Origin of the sequence: Mesorhizobium sp. M0244 (genome assembly GCF_040321795.1) — a bacterium.
Classification (GTDB): Bacteria; Pseudomonadota; Alphaproteobacteria; order Rhizobiales; family Rhizobiaceae; genus Mesorhizobium.
Genome location: NZ_JAMYSE010000016.1, coordinates 36181 through 55839, shown reverse-complemented (window position 1 = coordinate 55839; position 19659 = coordinate 36181). Strand labels below are relative to the sequence as shown.

Genomic DNA, 19659 nt, shown 5'->3' with positions numbered 1-19659 from the left:
AAGTGCCACAGCGTCCTTTAGACGTCCAAGACGTGGCACTGTAGGGTCTTCGCTCAGACGGCGGCCGATTGTTTGGACAGACCGACTTTCAGATCCGTTGCCGCATATATGGGCTCGCCATCTGCCTTCAGCCAGCCATCGGCGATGCCAAGCACAAGCCGACCGCGCATCACCCGCTTGAAGTCGACGCCATACTCCACCTTCTTGACCGAAGGCGTGACCATTCCTTTGAATCTCACTTCACCGGTCGACAGCGCCATTCCCTTGCCGGGTTCGCCGAGCCATCCAAGATAGAATCCCGTCAACTGCCACATGGCGTCCAGGCCCAGGCATCCCGGCATGATCGGATTGCCGATGAAATGGCAGGCGAAGAACCACAAATCCGGCTTGATATCGAATTCCGCGCGGATGAAACCTTTGTCGAACGCACCGCCGGTCTCGCTGATCTCGGTGATGCGGTCGAACATCAGCATCGGTGGATAGGGCAGCTGCGCATTTCCCGGTCCGAACAGCTCGCCGCGGGCGCAGGCAAGCAATTCGTCGTAGCCATAACTGGATTTCGAACCCGCCATCAATCTCGTCCCCGTGATCGTCCCGGGCGATAGGCGCCCTTGCTGATGGTTTCCTAACACAATCTGTTTGAGGCCGGAAACCGGCGTTTGCGCTTAACCTGCCCGTCTGCCCGGGTCAATGCGCGCTATTGATCGCATTCGGCCGACAGAATATATGTCAGGACATGTCCAGTTTCGGCAGATGCTCTATTTCTGCCATTTTGGACGTGTCTGAGGCGAAACGGTGAGCGCGACCGATAGATGGATCTGGGTTGCCGGAAGGATAATGTCACTGTGGACAAGCGGGTTCGCGAAGCCGGTCTGAGGCCGACACGCCAGCGCATCGCGCTGGCCGATCTGCTTTTCGCCAAGGGCGACCGCCATCTTTCGGCCGAGGAACTGCACGAGGAGGCGCTTGCCGCCGGCGTGCCGGTGTCTCTGGCCACCGTCTACAATGCTCTGCACCAGTTCACCCAAGCCGGTCTTCTGCGTATCCTCGCCGTCGAGGGATCGAAGACCTATTTCGACACCAACACCTCCGATCACCATCATTTCTATATCGAAGGCGAAAACAGGATCTTCGATATCGACAGCGGCCCGGTGACGGTCTCCAACCTGCCGGAACCGCCGGAAGGCATGGAGATCGCCAATGTCGATATCGTGGTGAGACTGCGTCCGAAACGCTGCGACTGACCGGCGCCTTATGAAAATCCTGGATTTGACGCTCCGGCTCGAATGGGTCGCCGTCGCGGTGGCAGCTCTTGTCTTCTATGCAATGGCCGGTGTTTCCTGGTGGCTGTTTGCTGTGCTCATTCTGGCGCCCGACCTGTCGATGCTGGGTTATGTGGCGGGGCCGCGCGTCGGGGCCGTTGCCTACAACGCCTTGCACATACTGATCTTGCCCGTTCTGCTGGCGCTTGTCGGCAGCGTTTTTGACAATGCAATGGCGACAGCTATTGCGCTGATCTGGATCGTCCACATCGCCATCGATCGTGCTCTGGGCTATGGCTTGAAGCTGTCGAGCAGTTTCCGAGATACCCATCTCGGCCGCATCGGCCGCTAGATCCTCCCGAACCGAAGATCAGCGAAACAAAATGTCGGATCCGGTGCTTGCAGCGCTGGCCTGATCTCCGGTTCGGAAACGTCAGTTCTTGACCTTTTCGCCGGGATAGGCACCCCAGACGAGCGACTGGGCGAGCCAGCCGGTATGGCCGTCGAAGGTCATTTCGCACCACTGGCCATCGCAGGACTTGATTGTGCCCATCACCCCCGGTTCGAGGATCGCGATGACGCCTGCATCTTTTGCAGGGTCGTCGAGGAGGTTGACGCGGGCGTCCTTGCCGCGCTGCCAGGGGGCGACGATCGCCGTGCGGCGGCCCGAAAGCAGCGACTGATTGATCCAGCCTTCCGAGCCGTCGGCATCGCGCACGCGGCGCCACGTATCGAACTCCTGGATGATCTCCATCGGCAGGCCTGGCTTCATATACATCCAGTCGACGGAATAGTTGACGCCCGGACCGACGCGCGAGTTGACGCGGCCGGATTTCAGGCTGACGAAGCGCGGCAGCGGCAAGCCGCTTGGTCCGAGCGTGACGCTCTGGGCGGGTGCCGCCGCACTTTGCGCCATCACCAGTGGGCTATAGATGAGAGCGCCGAGCAATGCTGCACTGAGGGTCAGGCGAAGCGACGCGAAACCAGACACTTTCGTTCCTTTCGGCGCCGGCCCATCGGCCTCGCGCCCTTTTTCTTTGTCTTCGGCGGAACCGCTTGTTACATGGATGATCGGTACCGCGATCGGCTCTCAGTTTCGCCGTTCTTGGTTAAAGAGGTCTCAACGAGATCGGGTTCGAGGAAACAATGGCAGGCAAAAAGAAGCCCCTCGTCGTTATCACGCGCAAGTTGCCCGACCCGGTCGAAACCCGCATGCGCGAGTTGTTCGACGCTCGGTTGAATGTCGAGGACAGGCCGATGACGCAGCCGGAATTGGTGGCGGCGGTCAAGGAGGCCGACGTGCTGGTGCCGACCGTGACCGATAATATCGACGCGGCGCTGATTGCCCAGGCCGGCGATAACCTCAAGCTGATCGCCAATTTCGGCAATGGCGTCGACAAGATCGATGTTGCGGCAGCGGCCAAGAAAGGCATCACCGTCACCAACACGCCGAACGTGCTGACCGAAGATACGGCCGACATGACCATGGCGCTGATGCTGGCCGTGCCGCGACGGCTGGCCGAAGGCGCCAACGTGCTGACCGGGGACAAGAAATGGGCGGGCTGGTCGCCGACCTGGATGCTCGGCCGTCGCATCTGGGGCAAACGGCTCGGCATTGTCGGCATGGGTCGCATTGGCACCGCCGTCGCCAGGCGCGCCAAGGCCTTTGGCCTCTCGATCCACTACCACAACCGCCACCGCGTGCTGCCGGCAATCGAGGACGAGTTGGAAGCCACGTATTGGGAAAGCCTCGACCAGATGCTTGCCCGCATGGACATTATCTCGGTCAATTGCCCCTCGACACCGGCAACTTTCCATCTGCTTTCGGCACGGCGGCTGGCGCTTCTGCAACCGTCCGCTTACATAGTCAACACCGCGCGCGGCGATATCATCGACGAGGAATCGCTGGTCAAGCTCATCCATGACGGCAAGATCGCCGGCGCCGGCCTCGACGTCTACGAGCACGAGCCGGCGCTGAACAGCAAACTGCTGAAGCTCGCCCACAAAGGCAAGGTCGTGCTGTTGCCGCATATGGGTTCGGCGACGCTCGAGGGCCGCATCGACATGGGTGAGAAGGTGATCATCAACATCCGCGCCTTCTTCGACGGCCATCGTCCGCCCGACCGTGTGCTGCCGCTGCGGGCGTGACCGGCCATCGTGCCAGCGAATTCTGGTCGCGGCAGCTGCCTGCTCGCTTTTGGATAGCGTTTGCTTACAAAAGCACCTTGCGCATGGTGATTGAGGTCGGCCGGTCGTAACCTTTGTGCGCTGTCCGTTCGGTTTCGCGAAAGCCGAGGCGGGCGAAGGCAGCGTGGTTTCCGGTCAGTTCGACCCGGGTCTGGAGCTCGATGGCGGTCCTGTTCTGGCTACGGGCAAGATCTTCGACAGCCTGCATCAGCCGTTTTCCGATGCCTTGTCCCTGAAGAGCCGGCACGACCGCGAGCTTTCCGACATAGAAGTCGTCTGCCCGCTCCAGGACGAAGACGCAACCGACGATCTCGCTTTCCTTCAGCGCCAGGAATCCTGTCTCCTCCAGCGCTTTAGCCCTAAGATTTTCGACGGTGAGCCGATGCGCCGAGGACGGTGGATCAATAACGCCGTCCATGAAGGCGAAGGCGCGCATGACCAGTGCCAAGACCTCGTCCCAACGCTCGAAATCGGCCCCAAGCTGCACAATGGAAACGTCGGCAGGCAGGCTCACAGGTTAGTTCGCTTGTAGCGGATCGTGTCGAAGCGTGCCGCCAGCGCATCGTAGAGCAGCAGTCGCCCGACCAGCGGCTCGCCAATCCCGGTGACCAGCTTGATTGCCTCCATGGCTTGCAGCGTCCCGATGACCCCGGTCAGCGCGCCGACAATGCCAGCCACCGTGCAGGACGGCACCAGTCCCGGCGGCGGCGGTTCGGGAAAAAGATCGCGGTAGCTTGGGTTCAACGTGCCGTCCGGGCCGCTTTCGAACGGCTTCAGCACCGTCACCGAGCCGTCGAAGCGGCCAACGGCGGCATGCACGAGCGGCCGGCTTTCCGCGGCGCAGGCGTCGGCCACCGCGTAGCGTGTCTCGAAATTGTCGGAGCCGTCAACGACGATGTCATAACGGGCGATGAGGGCAGGGGCGTTGTCCGCGGTCAACCTGAAATTGTGCTCTTCCACGACGACGTTTGGATTGGTGCGGACGATCGCTGCCTTGGCGCTGTCGGTTTTCGCCATGCCGACATCGCCCGTGGCGTGGATCACTTGTCGTTGCAGGTTGGAAAGCGAAACGACGTCGTCGTCGACGATACCGAGTGTGCCAATCCCTGCGGCGGCGAGATATTCGAGCACCGGCGCTCCCAATCCGCCGGCGCCGATGACCAGCACCCGCGACCGCTTTAGCCGCTGCTGGCCGGCGCCGCCGATTTCGGGCAGCACGATGTGGCGGGCGTAGCGTTCGAGCTCTTCGTCGGTGAGGGCGGCTGTGATCATCGCCGGACCATATAACGGAGGAAAAAACTTGTCAGGCGTCAATGCATGCGGCCCAGAAATGCGCCATTGACGAAGTTCAAATGGTCGGCCTGACCTTGCCGTGATCGACGGTCAGGAACTGCGCGCGTCCCTTGAGGCTGTCAAACAACGCGGCATCGGTCCCGGTCATGAAAGCCTGGCAGTTCAGTTCCTCCAGGATCGAAAACAAGGCCGCGCGCCGGCCGCCGTCGAGATGGGCGGCGATCTCGTCGAGGAGCAGGATCGGCGTCATGCCCGACATCTCGCCGGTTAGCCGCGCATGCGACAAGACAATGCCGACCAGCAGCGCCTTCTGCTCGCCGGTCGAGCAGAGTTCGGCGGGCATTGCCTTGGGCCGGTGGCGCACTACGAGATCGGAACGGTGCGGGCCGTCGAGCGTGCGTCCGGCGGTGCGGTCGCGCTCGCGCCCTTCGGCGAGTATGCGCCTGAACCGTTCCTCGACGTCGACGGCCGGTGAAATGCCAACTTCGCCTTCCAGTTCCCCCGAGATGCCGATGTCGGCTTGCGGAAACGGTCCGTCGCCGGGCAGACGGTCGATCATGGCGGCGAGCAGGCGCACCAGTTCAGCACGCGCCGCGGCAATTGCCACGCCGGTCTCGGCCATTTGCATCTCGATCGCATCGAACCAGGCACCGTCGCGCGAACCTTCAGCGAGCAGCCTGTTGCGGCCGCGCATTGCCTTTTCGTACTCAAGCGCGCACTGGCCGTGGCCGGGATCGATCGCCAACACCAGCCGGTCGAGGAAGCGCCGACGGTCGGCGGCCGGCCCAGGGAACAGGCCGTCCATGGCCGGTGTCAGCCAGACGACGCGCAGCCATTCCAGCATGTCTTCGGCTGAGCGCGCCGCCGCGCCATTGATCCGCACCCGCCTGCCGCCTTCGCCGGCGGTATCGCTGCCTGCAATCCCGGTACCGATCTCGACCTGGCCGTCCGGCCCGTCAAGCCGGGCATGTAGCGCAAAGCCACCGTCGCCGCCTTCGCGCGCCACCTCGGCATAGGGTGCGCGGCGCAGGCCGCGGCCTGGCGTGAGCAGCGAGATCGCTTCAAGCAGATTGGTCTTGCCGGCGCCATTGTCGCCGGAGAAAACCACAGCGCCGGGATCAAGGTCGATTGCCAGTGCCGCATAGTTGCGGAAATTCGTAAGTGTAAGCTTACTAATATGGGTTTGCTGCTGTTTTGCAGATCCGGTCACGACAGCAAGATGGCCCCGTTCGGGCCCTACACCCGCATCGGCATCAGCACGTAGAGCGCGGTCTCGTCGGCCATGTCGTGGATCAGCGTCGGGGAACCGGCATCTGCCAGCATGAACTTCGCCTCCGTGCCGGTCAGTTGCGCGGCAACGTCGAGCAGGTATTTGGCGTTGAAGCCGATTTCGATCGGATCGGACGAATAGTCGGCCGCCAATTCCTCGGTGGCGCTGCCCGAATCCGGGTTGTTGACCGCAAGCGTGACCTGGCCTTCGGCGATCGAAAGCTTCACCGCCCGGCCGCGTTCGGAGGAAATGGTCGAAACCCGATCGACGGCTGCGGCGAAACTTTGACGATCGATAATCAGCTTCTTGTCGTTGCCGGTCGGAATGACGCGCTGGTAGTCCGGGAAAGTGCCGTCGATCAGCTTGGAGGTCAAGATGACGCTGCCGATGGTGAAACGGATCTTAGTGTCCGACAGCTCGGTGGTCACTGCAACGTCGGGATCATCGACCAGCTTTTGCAGCTCGCTGACCGTCTTGCGCGGGATGATGACGCCAGGCATGCCCTCGGAGCCTGCCGGCGCATCGATCTCGGCGCGCGCCAGCCGATGGCCGTCGGTCGCGACCGAGCGCAACTTCAACTTGCCGCCGGTCTCGTGCGTGTGCAGATAGATGCCGTTCAGATAATAGCGCGTCTCCTCGGTCGAGATGGCGAACTGGGTCTTCTCGATCAGGCCCTTTAGCCCGACGGAATCGAGCCGGAAAATATGCGAGAACGACCCGGCTGAAAGTTCGGGAAAGTCGGACTGCGGCAGGCATTGGAGGCGGAAGCTCGAGCGCCCGGACGTCACCGTCATGGCGTTGCCGTCTTCGTCGGTCTTCAGCAGCACCTCCGCGCCGTCGGCGAGCTTGCGCACGATGTCGTAGAGCAGATGCGCCGGAACCGTCGTCGCCCCGCCACGCTCGACCTTTGCCGGCGTTGCTTCGGTCACCTCCAGGTCGAGGTCGGTTGCCTTCATTTCAAGGCTGGCCCCCTCGGCGCTGAGCAGCACGTTCGACAGGATCGGAATGGTGTTGCGCCGCTCGACCACGCGGTGAACATGGTTGAGCGACTTCAGGAGGTTTGACCGTTCCAGGATAACACGCATGACGAAACAGGCTCGCTTGAATGAATGAACGGGTCTCCGACAAGCGGCGCCCCGCGAAAGGTCTGAACAGGCTCAGAATCTGCGTAAACTGACAGGAAAAACCCGGCAAACGCAAGCCCGCGCTACCGGTTCGGGCCGGCTGCAAGGGCTTTCTCGGGATAAAAAGGCCGAAGTCCGCAAGCCGGCGTTTTTCGGGCCGTCAGGCCTGGTCGTTGATCAGCCTTCTCAGCAATTCGAGTTCCTGCGCCAGCGTGTTGTCGACGCCGGAAAGATCCTCGATCTTGCGGACCGCGTGCAGCACGGTCGTATGGTCGCGGCCGCCGAAACGCCGCCCGATCTCCGGCAGCGAGCGCGGCGTCATCACCTTCGACAGATACATAGCGACCTGCCGCGGCTTGACGATGGTGCGTGTGCGCCGGTTGGACAGAAGTTCGGTTTTCGACACGTTGTAGTGGCGCGCGACAATGCGCTGGATGTCCTCGATACGCACCCGCTTCGGCTCGCCCGAACGATAGATGTGGCCGAGGATCTCGTCGATGCGGTCGATAGTGATCTGCGGTTCGAAGGATTGGCGAAACAAAAGCTGGTTGAAGGCACCTTCGAGCTCGCGCCCGCTGCCGGTCACCGTGCGGGCGACGTGGTTGAGGATCTCTTCGGAAATATCGAGCGACGCATCGTCGAGCTTGGCGGTGGCAAGCCTGAGCTTGAGCATACCGATGCGCATGGCGAAATCCGGGGCCGACATTTCCAGCGCGACGCCGCCGTTGAGGCGCGAGCGGACGCGCGGCTCCAGCGATTCCAATTCCGACGGCGGCCGGTCGGCAGCGACCACCACTTGCTTGGCGCTGTCGAGCAGCATGTTGATCAAATGGCAGAATTCATGCTGGATCGACTTGCCCTGCAGGAACTGCATGTCGTCGATGATGAGGAGGTCGATGTCGCGCAGCTGTTCTTTCAGCGTCAGTGCGTTGTTGTCGCGGATCGCGGTGGCGAACCGCCACATGAAATATTCAGCCGTCAGATAAACGACCCGCGATTTCGGATTCTGCTTCAGCGATTCTGCGGCGATCGCCTGCAACAGATGCGTCTTGCCCAGCCCGACCGTCGCGTGAAGAAAGAGCGGATTGAAACGCACCGCGCTCGACTGCGATTCCGCGACCGCCTTGGCGGCGGCAAAAGCCACTCGGTTCGATGGTCCCTCGATGAAAGAGGTGAAAGTATAGCGTGGATCGAGCGGCGAACCGAGCACATTGTGCCGGAACTCGGTCTCTGCCGGCATCCCCGGGCGGGGTGCAGAGACCCGCTCGACCCTGCTGGGGCTCGCCGTGCCCGCAGAGAGCGCGGTTTGCGTCTGCCTGGTCATCTTGCGGGCCGGGGCCACTTCTGGCTCGACGCTGTTGCGGCCCTGGCGTGTGGCGGTGCGAACGACGATCTCGATCTTGAGGATCTCCGGATCCTCGTGCTTCCACAACTCGGCGATGAGATCGAGATAGTGGCCGTTGATCCATGAACGCAGGAATGCGGTTGGCACCGAGATGCGGACAATGCCCTTGGAGGATTCAGCGACCTTCATGCGCCCGAACCAGCTCGAATAGACCTCGGTTCCCAGACGCGCCTTCAGCTGGGCCTTGACCCGATCGAACTTCTGTTCAGCTTCATTGGAAGCCGCCATGTCGTTCCTTCCGATTAACGTTCCAGGAAATGGGAGGTCGCCCGTAAGCTCCCTTTCGATGCCGCCGCTTTGCATGATCGAGTTCCTTGTCTCTTGTACCTGTTTTCCGCCGGGGATGCGCCTCCTGCATCCATGTTTCCGGCGACCGTGTCTTCGCTGCGACACTATCGCCGCCGCCGGCTGATGAATCGCCTCGTTATCGGTCCGGCTCCAAGAGCCGATCCGCCTTGGTCATGTCAGGACAATAAAATGCCGTCCGGCGAAAAACCGCCGGCGCACCGTCAACCTGCCATGTACAATTACGCCAGTCCCCTACCGTATCGAAAAGACAAACCAACCCGTCCGCGGAGTTGAATCCGCGCTGTAAACTCTGCCAATTTGAGCTGGCCGGTTTCAGGCTGGTCAAGGGCCAAGGGCCCGTCCCTTCGATAGACAGACATTACCGAAATCGCTGTGGATAGGGCAAGGCCACCCCTAACGGATTTTTAAGGAATCTGACTAGCAAGGGGCGGTTCGGACGTCATGCTGCAACAACTGATTTTGACAAAGCCATTGTGATTCAAACCCTTTTCCGGCGAATATGAAAAAGGCCGCACAACGCGAAATTTTCTGAAATAATTCACTTGACAGCCAATTGTCGCCTATCGGCCGCAGCCGATGTGAACAAGCTGTGGATCACCATCGGTAAGCCTCTGAAAAGAAGCGGTAATCTGTGATGCTCGGAAATTTTCGCATTGGCGGTTTCGGCGGCTGCGAATATCAGCGGGCATGTATATGCCGGCAAAGCATTTCGAACTTTGAAATGCACGTGGAGCACCGTTTGCGGGCTTTCTTTTAAGTACTTGCCGGCAAACGAAAAAACCCGGCGCGATCGGCCGGGTTTTAGGAAGGGCAGTTCAGGGAAAAGTGTCTAGGCTGACAGCACCTTGACCCGCTGGGCCAGCCGCGACACCTTGCGCGATGCCGTGTTCTTGTGCACCACGCCCTTGGTCGCGGCGCGCATCAATTCCGGCTCGGCCACCTTGAAGGCAGCCTGTGCGGCCGCCTTGTCGCCGGCCGCGAGCGCCTCTTCGACCTGGCGGATGTAGGTCCGGACGCGGGAGCGGCGGTTCTTGTTGATCGCTGCGCGACGGGCGATCTTGCGCGTTGCCTTTTTGGCCGAGGAGGTATTGGCCATGGTGCCTCTCTTCTGATCTGGTAGGCGCTTGCGGGATACCGCGGGGCGCAAAAAACAAACGGGCAGCCACAGGGCCGCCTCGGTTGGTGCGGCTTATAGTTCAGCTTTTCCGGCGCGTCAACGCTGCAGCGCTTTCTTTTTGACCGGTGCCTTCGTCATTTCATCGGTTCGTGAAATTCGGCTTCCGCTTGCCGGTGAAGGCCGCCATGCCTTCCTTCTGGTCATCCAGCGCAAACAGCGAGTGAAACAGCCGACGCTCGAACCGCAGGCCCTCGGTGAGCGTCGTCTCATAGGCGCGGTTTACGGCTTCCTTTGCCATCATCACCGATGGCAAGGAAAAACCGGCGATCTTGGCCGCGGCCTTAAGCGCTTCCTCGATCAACTCGCCGGCTGGCACGACGCGCGAGACCAGGCCGGAACGCTCGGCCTCCGCTGCGTCCATCATTCGCCCCGTCAGGCACATATCCATCGCCTTCGACTTGCCGACGAAGCGGGTCAGTCGCTGCGATCCGCCCATGCCGGGCATGACACCCAGCGTGATCTCGGGTTGGCCGAACTTGGCGTTGTCGGCGGCGATAATGAAATCGCACATCATCGCCAGTTCGCAGCCGCCGCCCAGCGCGTAGCCCGCCACCGCCGCGATGATCGGCTTTCGTGCCCGCGTAAATTCTTCCCAGCCGACGAAGAAATCCTGCAGATAGGCATCCACATAGGAGATCGACTGCATTTCCTTGATATCGGCACCTGCCGCGAAAGCCTTTTCCGAACCAGTGATGACCATGGCGCCGATGTCGGCATTTGCGCCCATGCTGTTCACCGACGCGACCAGTTCCGCCAGCACTTGTGAATTCAGTGCATTGAGCGCCTGCGGCCGGTTCAGCGTAATCAGCCCGACCTTGCCGCGGGTTTCGACGATGATGGTTTCGTAGCCCATGCTTGCTCCTCCTCGCTTCTGGTTCAAGCCTGACAGGTCCGGCAGTGGAAGGTCGAGCGACCGCTTTGCACGATACGCTCGATGTGGCCGCCACAACCAGGCTTGGAGCAGGCCTCGCCCTCGCGATCATAAACCGCGAAGGAATGCTGGAAGTAGCCCAGCGATCCATCGGTCTGCATATAATCGCGCAACGACGAGCCGCCGGCGGCGATCGCATCGGCGACGACCGAGCGGATTGCCTCGGCCAGGCGTTCGTTCTGTTCTTTGGCTTTCTTGCCGGCTCTCGCGAGGGTGCCCGCTTCGCGCAGCGGTGACAGGCCGGCCCGCCAAAGCGCTTCCGAGACGTAGATATTGCCTAGCCCGGCGATCAGCCGTTGGTCGAGAAGTGCCGCTTTCAGAGGTGACTTGCGACCTTTCAGCAGCGAAGCGAGCAGCGCGCCGTCCAGTGCATTGCCTGTAGGCTCGACGCCTAATCCCGCCAGCATCGGATGCATGTCGGGCTCCCCTTCCGAAAACAGCATGAACCCGAAGCGGCGTGGGTCGTTGAAGATCACGCGAGAGCGGACGCCGGCAGGTGATGCTACATCGAAGACGACGTGATCGTGAGTGGTGTTTTTCGAACGTTCGTAGTGGAACGCGCCGGGTGTTGCGCTCTCGTCGGCCGTTTCGATGCGAAACGAACCCGACATGCCGAGATGGCAGATCAGCACAGGGCCGTTGTCCAGGTGCATCGTCAGATATTTGGCACGGCGGCCGAGCGCTGCAATCGTCTTGCCGGTCAGCCGCTCCGAAAATCTCTCGGGGAACGGAAACCGCAAATCGGGCCGGCGTGCCTCGACACCGACGATGCGGGCACCTTCAAGGACCGGCTGCAGACCGCGCCTGACTGTCTCGACCTCCGGCAGCTCAGGCATGGCCGCCTATCGTGGCATGGAAGGAGGTGCCGTAAGGGCCGCGCGCCAGCCCGAGATGTTCGGCCGCGGTTTCGCCGATGTCGGCAAACGTCGTCCTCAGTCCGATGTCTGCGCCTTTGAAACCCGGCCGTGTGCCGATAACCGGAATACGCTCGCGTGTGTGGTCGGTGCCGCGCCACGTCGGATCGTTGCCGTGATCGGCGGTCAAAATGAGCAGATCGCCTGGCCTCAGCCGTGCGAATGCCTCAGGCAGGCGCCGGTCGAAAGCTTCGAGTGCGGCGGCGTAGCCCGCAACGTCGCGCCGATGCCCGAACTCGGTGTCGAAGTCGACAAAGTTCGCGAAGACGAGGTCGCCGTCGCGGGCATCTTCCATGGCGCCAAGCGCTTTGTCGAACATCGCCATGTTGCCGGCAGCCTTGCGGACTTCCGAGATCCCCCGATGGGCGAAAATGTCGCCGATCTTGCCGACCGCGATAACCCGGCTGCCGCGCGCCGTCAGCCGGTCGAGCAGTGTCGGTTCCGGCGGCGGTACCGCATAGTCGCGACGATTGTGCGTTCGCTCGAACGTGGCGGCGGTTTCACCGACAAACGGCCGCGCGATGACGCGGCCGATATTCAGCGGATCGACCAGTCCGCGCACCACCTTGCAGAAGTCGTAAAGCCGTTCCAGGCCGAAATGAACCTCATGCGCGGCGATCTGCAGGACGGAGTCGACCGAGGTGTAGCAGATCGGCTTGCCGGTGCGGATATGGTCGTCGCCGAACCGTTCGATGATCTCGGTGCCCGGGGCATGGCAATTGCCGAGAATGCCGGGCACCTTCCCTTCGCGCACCATCGCTTCGGTCAACTCGGCTGGAAAGGCAGGAATCGTGTCCGGGAAATAACCCCAGTCGAAACGGACCGGCAGGCCGGCTATTTCCCAATGGCCCGACGGCGTGTCCTTGCCGCTCGAAACCTCCTGTGCCGCGCCGTGAAAGGCGGCGGCAAGCGGGGCACTGCCGCCGTTCTCGAACCTGAAACCCGTCGCCGTTGCCGCGGCATGGCCGAGGCCGAGCGAGAGCATGTTGGGTACCAGAAGCGGTCCGTCACGCAAGCCTTCGCGATCGGCGCGGCCTTCCGCGCAGGCCTGCGCGATGTGTGCGAACGTGTTGGAGCCGGTGTCGCCATAGCGCTCGGCATCGGCCGCGCCGCCGATGCCGAAGGAGTCAAGGACAAAAAGGAAGGCGCGTGCCATCGAAGGGTTCATCATTGCCTGTGTGTTGGCTCAGACATAGGGTTCCGTGCTGCCGTTGGCAATTCGGAAACCCAAACGGCACGGCTTGGCGCGCTGGTCCGGGAGAGACGAATCGCGGCATGGTCGATCTGCCGATGGAAATGCGCGGCATGGAGCTCGCATGAGGCCTGCCCTGAAAGCATTCGCTGCCGTACTGGCCTTGCTGCTGGATGCATCTTGCGCGGGCCCGGTGCGCGCCGATTGGCGCGATGGTATCGGAACGTTCCGTATCGGTATAGTCGCCGAGCCTGGCGCCGGCAACACTGTTCCAGGTCTGGCGCTGCTGACCGACGCCTTTACCAAAGCGCTCGGCATGAAGGTGGAGTTTGTCGTTGCCCGCGACTATGCGGCGTTGATCGAGGCGCAGGCCGATCGCCGCATCGAATATGCCGTCTATTCGGCAACTGCCTACGCCACCGCCTCCGAACGGTGCGGGTGTGTGGAACCTCTCGTGGCGCCGGTCGATTCGGACGGCGCCATCGGCATCCGCTCCGTTCTGCTGACGCGCGACGGCAGGGTTCCCGATCTGATGGCCATGGAAGTCCGTCGGGTCGTCATGGCGCCTTCCGACAGCGTCGGTGGTGCTTTGTTGCCGTTTGCCGGGCTGGCTGCAGACGGGGTCAACGTGGCGGAAGATGCACCGTTTTTGACCCACGCCAATTCGGCTGCTGCAGCTGAAGCGATGCTGGTCGACGGTGAGGCCGATGCCATATTCGGCTGGATGCCGGCTGTGGCCGACGGACAGCCAAACCCTCCTGGCGGCACGGTGGCGAGGCTCGAGGCCGCAGGGCTCTCGAAATCAGCGCTTCAGGTCGTATGGACGTCAGGCCTGCTGAGATATGGCCCGCACGCCGTCCGCAGCGATCTGGACCCCGAAGCCAAGCGCCGGCTCGCCGTGTTTCTCACCAATCTCAGATCAACCTCGCCGGACATTTACGATCTTCTGGAGCAGAAACATTCCGGCGGGTTCGCCGTTGCCGGTCCGAGGGATTATGTGCTGGCTGCGGCCATCGTGCACCTGGTCTCGGCCCGCGGTCTCAAGCAATAGCAACAGCCAGGTTAGCAGGTCTTAGGCATCAGCAATCGCTGCACGGAATGGTCGGGCTCCTGCGCGGCCGAAGATAATAAGTTTCGGCCATCGAAATCGAATTGAAGACCGAGCTTAACCCAAACCGGCTTTGGCCGTCCGCCGACCAGGTGATGATTGGCTTGTAGGCGAGGTCGCTTTCGACGCGAATGAGGAAAGTGCCTTTGATCTTGAGCGCGCTCGGGACCGTTGTGGCGGAGTCCTTGACGGCGTCGACGCTAGAGACGCCATCGACCACTTTGCGCGACCACACGACCAGGACTTTCGGCGTCGTCTCGTTCGTCACCTGTATCGCCGTGATGATGATCTTCGGTTTCGAGCGGTTGTAGGGCTGAAGCGTGGAACTGCCGATCGCCATGATGGCATCGAGATCTGCCGCCTTGATGGTCTGCTGCTGCGTGACAAGGTCCGCTACCATGCTGCCGATGCGGCTGACCTTCTTGCTGGTCTCGATGGCTTGCGAGGCCTCCATGGTCATAAAGTACATGATCAACAGGACAGGCACGATGAGGGCAAACTCGACAGCCGCAATACCGCGGCGGTCCGAGCAAAGCCGGATTGCTCTTGTACAAATCTCTGCGATGCCCAGCTGTGCCCCCGCACGAATCATGGCTTTGCCCTTTTCAAGCGACTACGCGGTTCAGTTGTCGAACGGCTCGTTCTGCCAAGTGATCGAAGCGAAATGCAGCGTTTTGCCGTCCTTCAGATTGGCCATCGACTTGGCCATGAAGTCGGTCATCACCGGCCATTTGTAAAAAACCCGCAGCATGTTTCTCGACTCCGCCAGGCCCGGTGCGACCGTGAAGGTCTGCGTGCTCGTGCCCTTGGTCAGCACGACATCGCCGTCCTGGATCTTGAAACCGGCCAGCGCCGCATCGGCGAAGGTCGGATATTCGCGCAAATCCACCAGCAATCCGGGACAGGTCTTGGCGACCATGATCTCCAATTTGGTGCAGATCATATCCCGCAGCTTGGTCCCGGACACATCGGCAGGTCTTAGCTGGCCGGTACGCAGCTGGCGCGCGATGTCGTCTGTGGCGTTTGCCATCACTTCTTGTGCGCCAAATGAAATGCAGCTCTCCAGGATGGCGAAGACGAGAAGCGCGAAGGGAATTGCAAGCATGGCGAATTCGATCGCCGTGCTTGCGCGTCGGTCGCCCAAAAACCGTCCGGGAAAGCCTGCTCGTCCTGCCTTGCTCATGTCCTCTACCCGCCGATTCCGGTTCTGTATCGGACCCAGCATTAGTCGGAACCGATTGAAGTCCGGTTGGAATGACCGTTAAATTCGGCGGGAAGGCCTTAACCGGCCGATAACCGAAGCGCGTTCCCGCAAAGGCGGAGAGGTCGGCTAGCTAATGCCCGGCGCTCATCTCGGCTTCAGAGGCCTTCTCGGCATCGCTCTTGTACGAGCTTTCGCAATATGGCGCGCAGGACATGGTCTGTACTTCGGCACGTCGATAGATGCGCACCGACGACGCTGCCTGGCGCACGACGGTGATTTGCTCATCGATGATCGGGTTGCCCTCCTGATCGAGGACAACCAGATTGGTGACGCCAAATCCCTTGCCGGTCAGCACGATCGTCGATGCGTCCTGCACGGAGGCGTCGGCGATCGCCGGATTGCCGACGACAATCGTATCGGCGGCGCGCGACAATTTGACGATCTTTGCCTGGTTCATCGTGACTTCGATGCCGGCGCCGGCCATCGCTGGAACAGCGAAGGCCGCCGCGGCAAGAAGCGCCGCAACTGGAAATAACGATCTCGGCCCGGCCATTGAGGCGCTCCCCGGCAGCAACAAACTGTTCAACAGAACATGAACGAGATTGGTGAACCAACCGTTAAGCGGCTGGAGGTCATGATTAATCCGGAACCGGCATTGGGCTAGCTGGCACGGCTCAAAGGCGTTGCCGAATTGCGCCTTTCGCGGCCTTTGTCAGCCAGTGCGTCCAGTGGCCGGTATTTTAGTTCTGGGTTAACCACGCAATGTCATCGAAGCGCGAAAGGAATCAGTAAGCCTGTTTATTAAGTCGATTGAAACAGCTTCGCGCTAGATTCGCAGCATCCGATCAGCCACCAAGAGAAGTTGACGGAAGTGCTGTAACAATTGGAGTAGGAGCTCGAATGTCTAACCTTATCGCACGTTTTGTGAAGGACGAATCCGGCGCGACCGCTATCGAATACGGTCTGATCGCCGCTCTTATCGCGCTCGCCATCATGGTCGGCGCCGGCTCGCTCGGCAACGCGCTGAATGCCAAGTTCGACAAGATCGCCAGTAAAGTCAACGGTTCGTAACAGACAACAACATTCGGTTGTTTCCAATAAGGGCCGCCGCACTGGCGGCCCTTATTTAGTCCTACGCATGATTTGAAATTTAGACCTCATCAATCGTTAATCGAACATGCCTAGGCTGGGACCAGGTACAGTTTGACCATAGGCGCCACGCCCATGCTTGAAGCAGTGATCTTCGTCGTCTTTCCGTTCTGCATGCTTTTTGCCGCGATCTCCGACATGCTGTCGATGACGATTGCCAATCGCGTGCCCGTCCTGCTCGTCGTTGTCTTCGCCTTGGTTGCGCCTTTGACCGGCGTGGACTGGGCCACCTATGGCTGGCATTTCGCCGCCGGCGGCCTGGTTCTTGCTGTGACGTTCGGCCTGTTCGCCCTCGGCGGCATGGGGGGCGGCGACGCCAAGCTCCTGGCCGCCACTGCCGTATGGATGGGACTGAACATCCATCTCGTCGAGTATCTCGTCGCCTCGACATTCATCGGCGGTCTGCTGACGCTTGCCATCCTCGCCTATCGAAAATCGCTGCTTGCCGCCGTCACAAGCCATAATCGGTTCCTGCGCCATTTCGCAGATGAAGCGACCGGCGTTCCGTACGGCATTGCGCTTGGCATTGGGGGTCTGCTTACCTATCCGGACTCGCCATTGATGGCCTGGGCACTCACCAGGCTTGCCGGCTGAATTTGCTTACTGTGTTGGCGCCGGGGCAGGCGAGTTGCCCACGCCTTTCGTTCGGGCCGGGCTTGGTCGCTCTAATTTATGTAAACCTTAAATTAATCACGATCGTAAGTATAACATTAACCTTGTTTTGACGATTGCCGCTGCAAAGTCCGGCTTGGCGAGGTGGATTGCCAAGGGCGAGGTTCGGACAGATGCCAGCATCCCGATTGATTATTCTGAGCGTGGCGATAGCCGCGGCCGGTGGTGCAGGCTATGTCGCGAAGAACATGGTCGCGGCTCCGCCGCCTCCGATTGTCGATTCCGGTCCTCAGGCGCCGGCGATCGCGCTGCAGGACGTGCTTGTTCTTTCCGGCGACGTTCCGATGGGCAGCCCGCTTGAAAACAACATTTCCTGGGAGTCATGGCCGTCCGCCGGCATCAACGCAAATTTCATCACCCGCGCCGCCGAGCCTGAAGCGCTGGACAAGCTGAAGGGCGCCGTTGCCCGCGTGGCGCTCTATGCCGGCGAGCCGCTGCGGCGCTCGAAGCTGATCGGTGAGGGGCAAAGCTTCATGTCGTCGATCCTGCCCTCCGGCATGCGGGCCGTCGCCACAAGCATCTCGGCCGACACTTCGGCCGGTGGCTTTATTCTTCCCAACGATTTCGTCGACGTCATCATGACCCGCAGAGCCGATACCGCCAATGGCGGTGGTCCGGGCTTCACGACGGAAACCATCCTCAAGAACATTCGCGTCCTGGCGATCGACCAGACCATTCAGGAGGACGAGGAAGGCAAGAAGACCAGGGTCGGCCAGACTGCCACACTGGAACTGACGCCGCAGCAGTCCGAGATCATCACCGTCGCGCAGCAGATGGCGGATCGCCTGACATTGGCTCTGCGCTCGATCAAGGACAGTCAGGACAAGAATCTGAGCGAGGCCGATTATCTGGTTTCCGGCAATGGCCGGCGCGGGACGGTGCGGTTGATCAAGTCGGGCGAAGTTTCCGAAGTGGGGGCGAGGAAATGAGGCTAAAAACCAAACTGCCAGTCACCCTGGCTGCGGCGATCGGCCTGTTCATCCTTGGCACGAATGCATATGGCATACTGGACGCCAGTGCGGCGAGCAATGCCAGGGTCACGGCTTCGACCGCCACCCAGCGAGTGAAGCTTGGGCTCAACAAATCGGTGGTCATCGACCTGCCGAGCGACGCCTACGATATTCTCGTCGCCAACCCCGCGGTAGCCGACGCGGTGACCCGCACCGCCAGGCGCATCTATCTGTTCGGAAAGGCGGTCGGCGAGACCAACATCTTCGTCTTTGGCCCGAATGGCGAGCAGATCGTCAGCCTAGATCTGGCGGTCGAACGCGACGTTGCCGGGCTGGAGGATTATATCAAGCGCTTCATCCCGTCATCGGAGGTCAAGGTCGAGTTGCTGAACGACAACGTCGTTCTGACCGGAACCGTGGACACTCCTCTGGACGCCAAGCGCGCGCAAGACCTGGCGAACATCTTCGTGTCCGGCGGCGAGGCGACCACGGGACAATATTCGCAGACCGCTGCCGGCGGCTCGGCAGAAGCCGGCGTCGCCATCGACAATCCGGATGCCGAGCGCCGCGTCAGCCAGATCGTCAACCTGCTGCAGATCATCGGCGACGACCAGGTGACGTTGAAGGTGACAGTTGCCGAAGTCAGCCGCTCGGTGATGAAGCAACTCGGCGTCAACATGATGGGCGACGGCAGCAGCAACGGTATTAGTTGGAAGTCCTTCAGCACCCCCGCATATGGATTGGGAAAACCACTGTCGCAATTTTCGGGGGCCTCGATCGGCACCTCGACGCTTCAAGCATACATAAACGCTATGGAGCAAAGCGGCGTCATGAAGACGCTGGCCGAGCCGACTCTCACCGCCGTTTCGGGCGAGAAGGCGACGTTCAAGGTCGGCGGCGAATTCAATATCATCACCGGCCGATCAAGCAACGTTTCAAACGACAATCAAACGGGCCAGACTACCTACGAGCACGAACGCCTTGAATATGGAATTGGGCTCGAATTCCAGCCGGTCGTGCTCTCGGCGGGCCGCATTAGTCTTAAAGTGAGGACATCGGTTTCGGAACCCACGACCGAAGGCGCCTCAGTGCTCGAAGGCGTTGGTGACTTGCCCGGCACCACTTTTCTGTCGATCCGCAAACGCTTGGCCGACACTACGGTGGAACTGCCCTCCGGCGGTTCCATGATGATCGCCGGTCTTGTCCGCGACGACATCAGGCAGGCGGTCGCCGGGCTGCCCGGCCTGACCAAGATACCGGTGCTCGGCACGCTGTTCCGCAGCAGGGATTTCGTCCGCAACGAGACTGAGCTCGTCATCATTATCACGCCCTATCTGGTGAAGCCGGTGGCGCGCAACGAGCTTGCCAAGCCGGATGACAATTTCAACGCCGCCAGCGACGGCGCCGGCATGTTCCTTGGCCGCGTCAACCGTGTCTACGGCACCATGCAGACCGACAAGCCCAATGGCCGTTATCACGGCGTTGTCGGCTTCATCTACAAGTAAGCGGGGA

22 protein-coding genes are annotated in these 19659 nt (G+C 61.1%); 8 read left to right on the top strand and 14 right to left on the bottom strand.

The features are described 5' to 3' along the window. Positions 1–53: 53 nt before the first annotated feature. The gene (gene fabA, locus NKJ08_RS13425; protein WP_352526713.1) at positions 54–572 is read right to left on the bottom strand and encodes a 3-hydroxyacyl-[acyl-carrier-protein] dehydratase FabA; all 519 of its coding nucleotides are present in this window, start codon (positions 570–572) and stop codon (positions 54–56) included. A 240-nt stretch (positions 573–812) separates the two neighbouring features. Here fabA and irrA point away from each other — a divergent pair, with 240 nt between their 5' ends. Both irrA and NKJ08_RS13415 read left to right on the top strand, forming a co-directional pair. Continuing rightward, entirely contained in the window at positions 813–1244 is a 432-nt protein-coding gene (gene irrA / locus NKJ08_RS13420) for an iron response transcriptional regulator IrrA (protein ID WP_352526715.1), read from the top strand. Positions 1245–1254: 10 nt separating this feature from the next. Next, the gene (locus NKJ08_RS13415; protein ID WP_352776132.1) at positions 1255–1614 is read left to right on the top strand and encodes a DUF4260 domain-containing protein; all 360 of its coding nucleotides are present in this window, start codon (positions 1255–1257) and stop codon (positions 1612–1614) included. Between the two features lie 81 nt (positions 1615–1695). Here the strand turns inward: NKJ08_RS13415 and NKJ08_RS13410 are convergent, their stop codons facing one another. Next, positions 1696–2253, bottom strand: a complete 558-nt coding sequence (locus tag NKJ08_RS13410; protein WP_352776130.1) for an SH3 domain-containing protein — start codon at positions 2251–2253, stop codon at positions 1696–1698. A gap of 155 nt (positions 2254–2408) precedes the next feature. On the opposite strand from NKJ08_RS13410, the gene NKJ08_RS13405 reads away from it, so the two are divergent. Then, positions 2409–3410, top strand: coding sequence for a 2-hydroxyacid dehydrogenase (locus tag NKJ08_RS13405; RefSeq protein WP_352470076.1), 1002 nt, complete (start codon positions 2409–2411; stop codon positions 3408–3410). A 64-nt stretch (positions 3411–3474) separates the two neighbouring features. Here the strand turns inward: NKJ08_RS13405 and NKJ08_RS13400 are convergent, their stop codons facing one another. The 9 genes from NKJ08_RS13400 to NKJ08_RS13360 form a co-directional block, all read right to left on the bottom strand. Then, the gene (locus tag NKJ08_RS13400; RefSeq protein ID WP_352526719.1) at positions 3475–3963 is read right to left on the bottom strand and encodes a GNAT family N-acetyltransferase; all 489 of its coding nucleotides are present in this window, start codon (positions 3961–3963) and stop codon (positions 3475–3477) included. After that, a complete protein-coding gene (locus NKJ08_RS13395; RefSeq protein WP_352781973.1) occupies positions 3960–4721 on the bottom strand; it encodes a molybdopterin-synthase adenylyltransferase MoeB in 762 nt (253 codons plus the stop codon). The genes NKJ08_RS13400 and NKJ08_RS13395 overlap by 4 nt, the downstream gene beginning before the upstream one ends. Before the next feature lie 76 nt (positions 4722–4797). Next, the gene (gene recF / locus NKJ08_RS13390) at positions 4798–5952 is read right to left on the bottom strand and encodes a DNA replication/repair protein RecF (RefSeq protein ID WP_352781972.1); all 1155 of its coding nucleotides are present in this window, start codon (positions 5950–5952) and stop codon (positions 4798–4800) included. Positions 5953–5978: 26 nt separating this feature from the next. Beyond that, complete coding sequence (gene dnaN / locus NKJ08_RS13385) at positions 5979–7097, bottom strand: DNA polymerase III subunit beta (RefSeq protein WP_352526725.1); 1119 nt, start codon at positions 7095–7097, stop codon at positions 5979–5981. Between the two features lie 199 nt (positions 7098–7296). After that, a complete protein-coding gene (gene dnaA / locus NKJ08_RS13380; protein ID WP_502896014.1) occupies positions 7297–8844 on the bottom strand; it encodes a chromosomal replication initiator protein DnaA in 1548 nt (515 codons plus the stop codon). 835 nt (positions 8845–9679) lie between these two features. Further along, entirely contained in the window at positions 9680–9946 is a 267-nt protein-coding gene (gene rpsT, locus NKJ08_RS13375) for a 30S ribosomal protein S20 (protein WP_023676922.1), read from the bottom strand. Positions 9947–10106: 160 nt separating this feature from the next. Further along, positions 10107–10880: an enoyl-CoA hydratase gene (locus tag NKJ08_RS13370; protein WP_352526730.1), complete on the bottom strand. Its 774-nt coding sequence runs from the start codon at positions 10878–10880 to the stop codon at positions 10107–10109. Between the two features lie 23 nt (positions 10881–10903). Next, on the bottom strand, positions 10904–11794 hold the full coding sequence (gene mutM / locus NKJ08_RS13365; RefSeq protein WP_352776124.1) for a bifunctional DNA-formamidopyrimidine glycosylase/DNA-(apurinic or apyrimidinic site) lyase: 891 nt from the start codon (positions 11792–11794) through the stop codon (positions 10904–10906). Then, positions 11787–13028 (bottom strand): phosphopentomutase, encoded by a 1242-nt coding sequence (locus NKJ08_RS13360; RefSeq protein WP_352776122.1) that lies wholly within the window; start codon positions 13026–13028, stop codon positions 11787–11789. Before NKJ08_RS13360 ends, mutM begins: the two co-directional genes overlap by 8 nt. A gap of 160 nt (positions 13029–13188) precedes the next feature. Between NKJ08_RS13360 and NKJ08_RS13355 the strand changes: the two genes are divergently transcribed. Beyond that, a complete protein-coding gene (locus NKJ08_RS13355; RefSeq protein WP_352781971.1) occupies positions 13189–14115 on the top strand; it encodes a phosphate/phosphite/phosphonate ABC transporter substrate-binding protein in 927 nt (308 codons plus the stop codon). A 28-nt stretch (positions 14116–14143) separates the two neighbouring features. Here NKJ08_RS13355 and NKJ08_RS13350 read toward each other — a convergent pair whose 3' ends face one another. The 3 genes from NKJ08_RS13350 to NKJ08_RS13340 all read right to left on the bottom strand — a co-directional run bounded on the left by NKJ08_RS13350 (position 14144) and on the right by NKJ08_RS13340 (position 15929). Next, positions 14144–14764 (bottom strand): TadE/TadG family type IV pilus assembly protein, encoded by a 621-nt coding sequence (locus NKJ08_RS13350; RefSeq protein WP_352526736.1) that lies wholly within the window; start codon positions 14762–14764, stop codon positions 14144–14146. A 30-nt stretch (positions 14765–14794) separates the two neighbouring features. Further along, the gene (locus tag NKJ08_RS13345; RefSeq protein WP_352776118.1) at positions 14795–15355 is read right to left on the bottom strand and encodes a TadE/TadG family type IV pilus assembly protein; all 561 of its coding nucleotides are present in this window, start codon (positions 15353–15355) and stop codon (positions 14795–14797) included. Between the two features lie 151 nt (positions 15356–15506). Next, positions 15507–15929, bottom strand: coding sequence for a pilus assembly protein N-terminal domain-containing protein (locus NKJ08_RS13340; protein WP_352526738.1), 423 nt, complete (start codon positions 15927–15929; stop codon positions 15507–15509). Between the two features lie 347 nt (positions 15930–16276). Here NKJ08_RS13340 and NKJ08_RS13335 point away from each other — a divergent pair, with 347 nt between their 5' ends. The 4 genes from NKJ08_RS13335 to NKJ08_RS13320 all read left to right on the top strand — a co-directional run bounded on the left by NKJ08_RS13335 (position 16277) and on the right by NKJ08_RS13320 (position 19652). Beyond that, on the top strand, positions 16277–16447 hold the full coding sequence (locus tag NKJ08_RS13335; RefSeq protein WP_352526740.1) for a Flp family type IVb pilin: 171 nt from the start codon (positions 16277–16279) through the stop codon (positions 16445–16447). 153 nt (positions 16448–16600) lie between these two features. Continuing rightward, positions 16601–17119 (top strand): A24 family peptidase, encoded by a 519-nt coding sequence (locus NKJ08_RS13330; protein ID WP_352781970.1) that lies wholly within the window; start codon positions 16601–16603, stop codon positions 17117–17119. A gap of 191 nt (positions 17120–17310) precedes the next feature. After that, positions 17311–18126 carry a Flp pilus assembly protein CpaB gene (gene cpaB, locus NKJ08_RS13325; RefSeq protein ID WP_352526742.1) on the top strand — a complete coding sequence of 272 codons (816 nt, stop codon included), beginning with the start codon at positions 17311–17313 and terminating at the stop codon, positions 18124–18126. Further along, a complete protein-coding gene (locus NKJ08_RS13320) occupies positions 18123–19652 on the top strand; it encodes a type II and III secretion system protein family protein (protein ID WP_352776113.1) in 1530 nt (509 codons plus the stop codon). Before cpaB ends, NKJ08_RS13320 begins: the two co-directional genes overlap by 4 nt. Positions 19653–19659 lie beyond the last annotated feature (7 nt).

What these genes read in the sequence shown, in the direction of transcription:
- NKJ08_RS13370 (WP_352526730.1), bottom strand. Translation starts at nt 10,880, where the DNA reads ATGGGCTACGAAACCATCATCGTCGAAACCCGCGGCAAGGTCGGGCTG.
- rpsT (WP_023676922.1), bottom strand. Translation starts at nt 9,946, where the DNA reads ATGGCCAATACCTCCTCGGCCAAAAAGGCAACGCGCAAGATCGCCCGT.
- cpaB (WP_352526742.1), top strand. Translation starts at nt 17,311, where the DNA reads ATGCCAGCATCCCGATTGATTATTCTGAGCGTGGCGATAGCCGCGGCC.
- NKJ08_RS13405 (WP_352470076.1), top strand. Translation starts at nt 2,409, where the DNA reads ATGGCAGGCAAAAAGAAGCCCCTCGTCGTTATCACGCGCAAGTTGCCC.
- NKJ08_RS13340 (WP_352526738.1), bottom strand. Translation starts at nt 15,929, where the DNA reads ATGGCCGGGCCGAGATCGTTATTTCCAGTTGCGGCGCTTCTTGCCGCG.
- NKJ08_RS13350 (WP_352526736.1), bottom strand. Translation starts at nt 14,764, where the DNA reads ATGATTCGTGCGGGGGCACAGCTGGGCATCGCAGAGATTTGTACAAGA.
- mutM (WP_352776124.1), bottom strand. Translation starts at nt 11,794, where the DNA reads ATGCCTGAGCTGCCGGAGGTCGAGACAGTCAGGCGCGGTCTGCAGCCG.
- dnaA (WP_502896014.1), bottom strand. Translation starts at nt 8,844, where the DNA reads ATGCAAAGCGGCGGCATCGAAAGGGAGCTTACGGGCGACCTCCCATTT.
- NKJ08_RS13355 (WP_352781971.1), top strand. Translation starts at nt 13,189, where the DNA reads ATGAGGCCTGCCCTGAAAGCATTCGCTGCCGTACTGGCCTTGCTGCTG.
- NKJ08_RS13330 (WP_352781970.1), top strand. Translation starts at nt 16,601, where the DNA reads ATGCTTGAAGCAGTGATCTTCGTCGTCTTTCCGTTCTGCATGCTTTTT.
- NKJ08_RS13345 (WP_352776118.1), bottom strand. Translation starts at nt 15,355, where the DNA reads ATGAGCAAGGCAGGACGAGCAGGCTTTCCCGGACGGTTTTTGGGCGAC.
- NKJ08_RS13320 (WP_352776113.1), top strand. Translation starts at nt 18,123, where the DNA reads ATGAGGCTAAAAACCAAACTGCCAGTCACCCTGGCTGCGGCGATCGGC.
- fabA (WP_352526713.1), bottom strand. Translation starts at nt 572, where the DNA reads ATGGCGGGTTCGAAATCCAGTTATGGCTACGACGAATTGCTTGCCTGC.
- NKJ08_RS13360 (WP_352776122.1), bottom strand. Translation starts at nt 13,028, where the DNA reads ATGGCACGCGCCTTCCTTTTTGTCCTTGACTCCTTCGGCATCGGCGGC.
- dnaN (WP_352526725.1), bottom strand. Translation starts at nt 7,097, where the DNA reads ATGCGTGTTATCCTGGAACGGTCAAACCTCCTGAAGTCGCTCAACCAT.
- irrA (WP_352526715.1), top strand. Translation starts at nt 813, where the DNA reads ATGGATCTGGGTTGCCGGAAGGATAATGTCACTGTGGACAAGCGGGTT.
- NKJ08_RS13415 (WP_352776132.1), top strand. Translation starts at nt 1,255, where the DNA reads ATGAAAATCCTGGATTTGACGCTCCGGCTCGAATGGGTCGCCGTCGCG.
- NKJ08_RS13335 (WP_352526740.1), top strand. Translation starts at nt 16,277, where the DNA reads ATGTCTAACCTTATCGCACGTTTTGTGAAGGACGAATCCGGCGCGACC.
- NKJ08_RS13395 (WP_352781973.1), bottom strand. Translation starts at nt 4,721, where the DNA reads ATGATCACAGCCGCCCTCACCGACGAAGAGCTCGAACGCTACGCCCGC.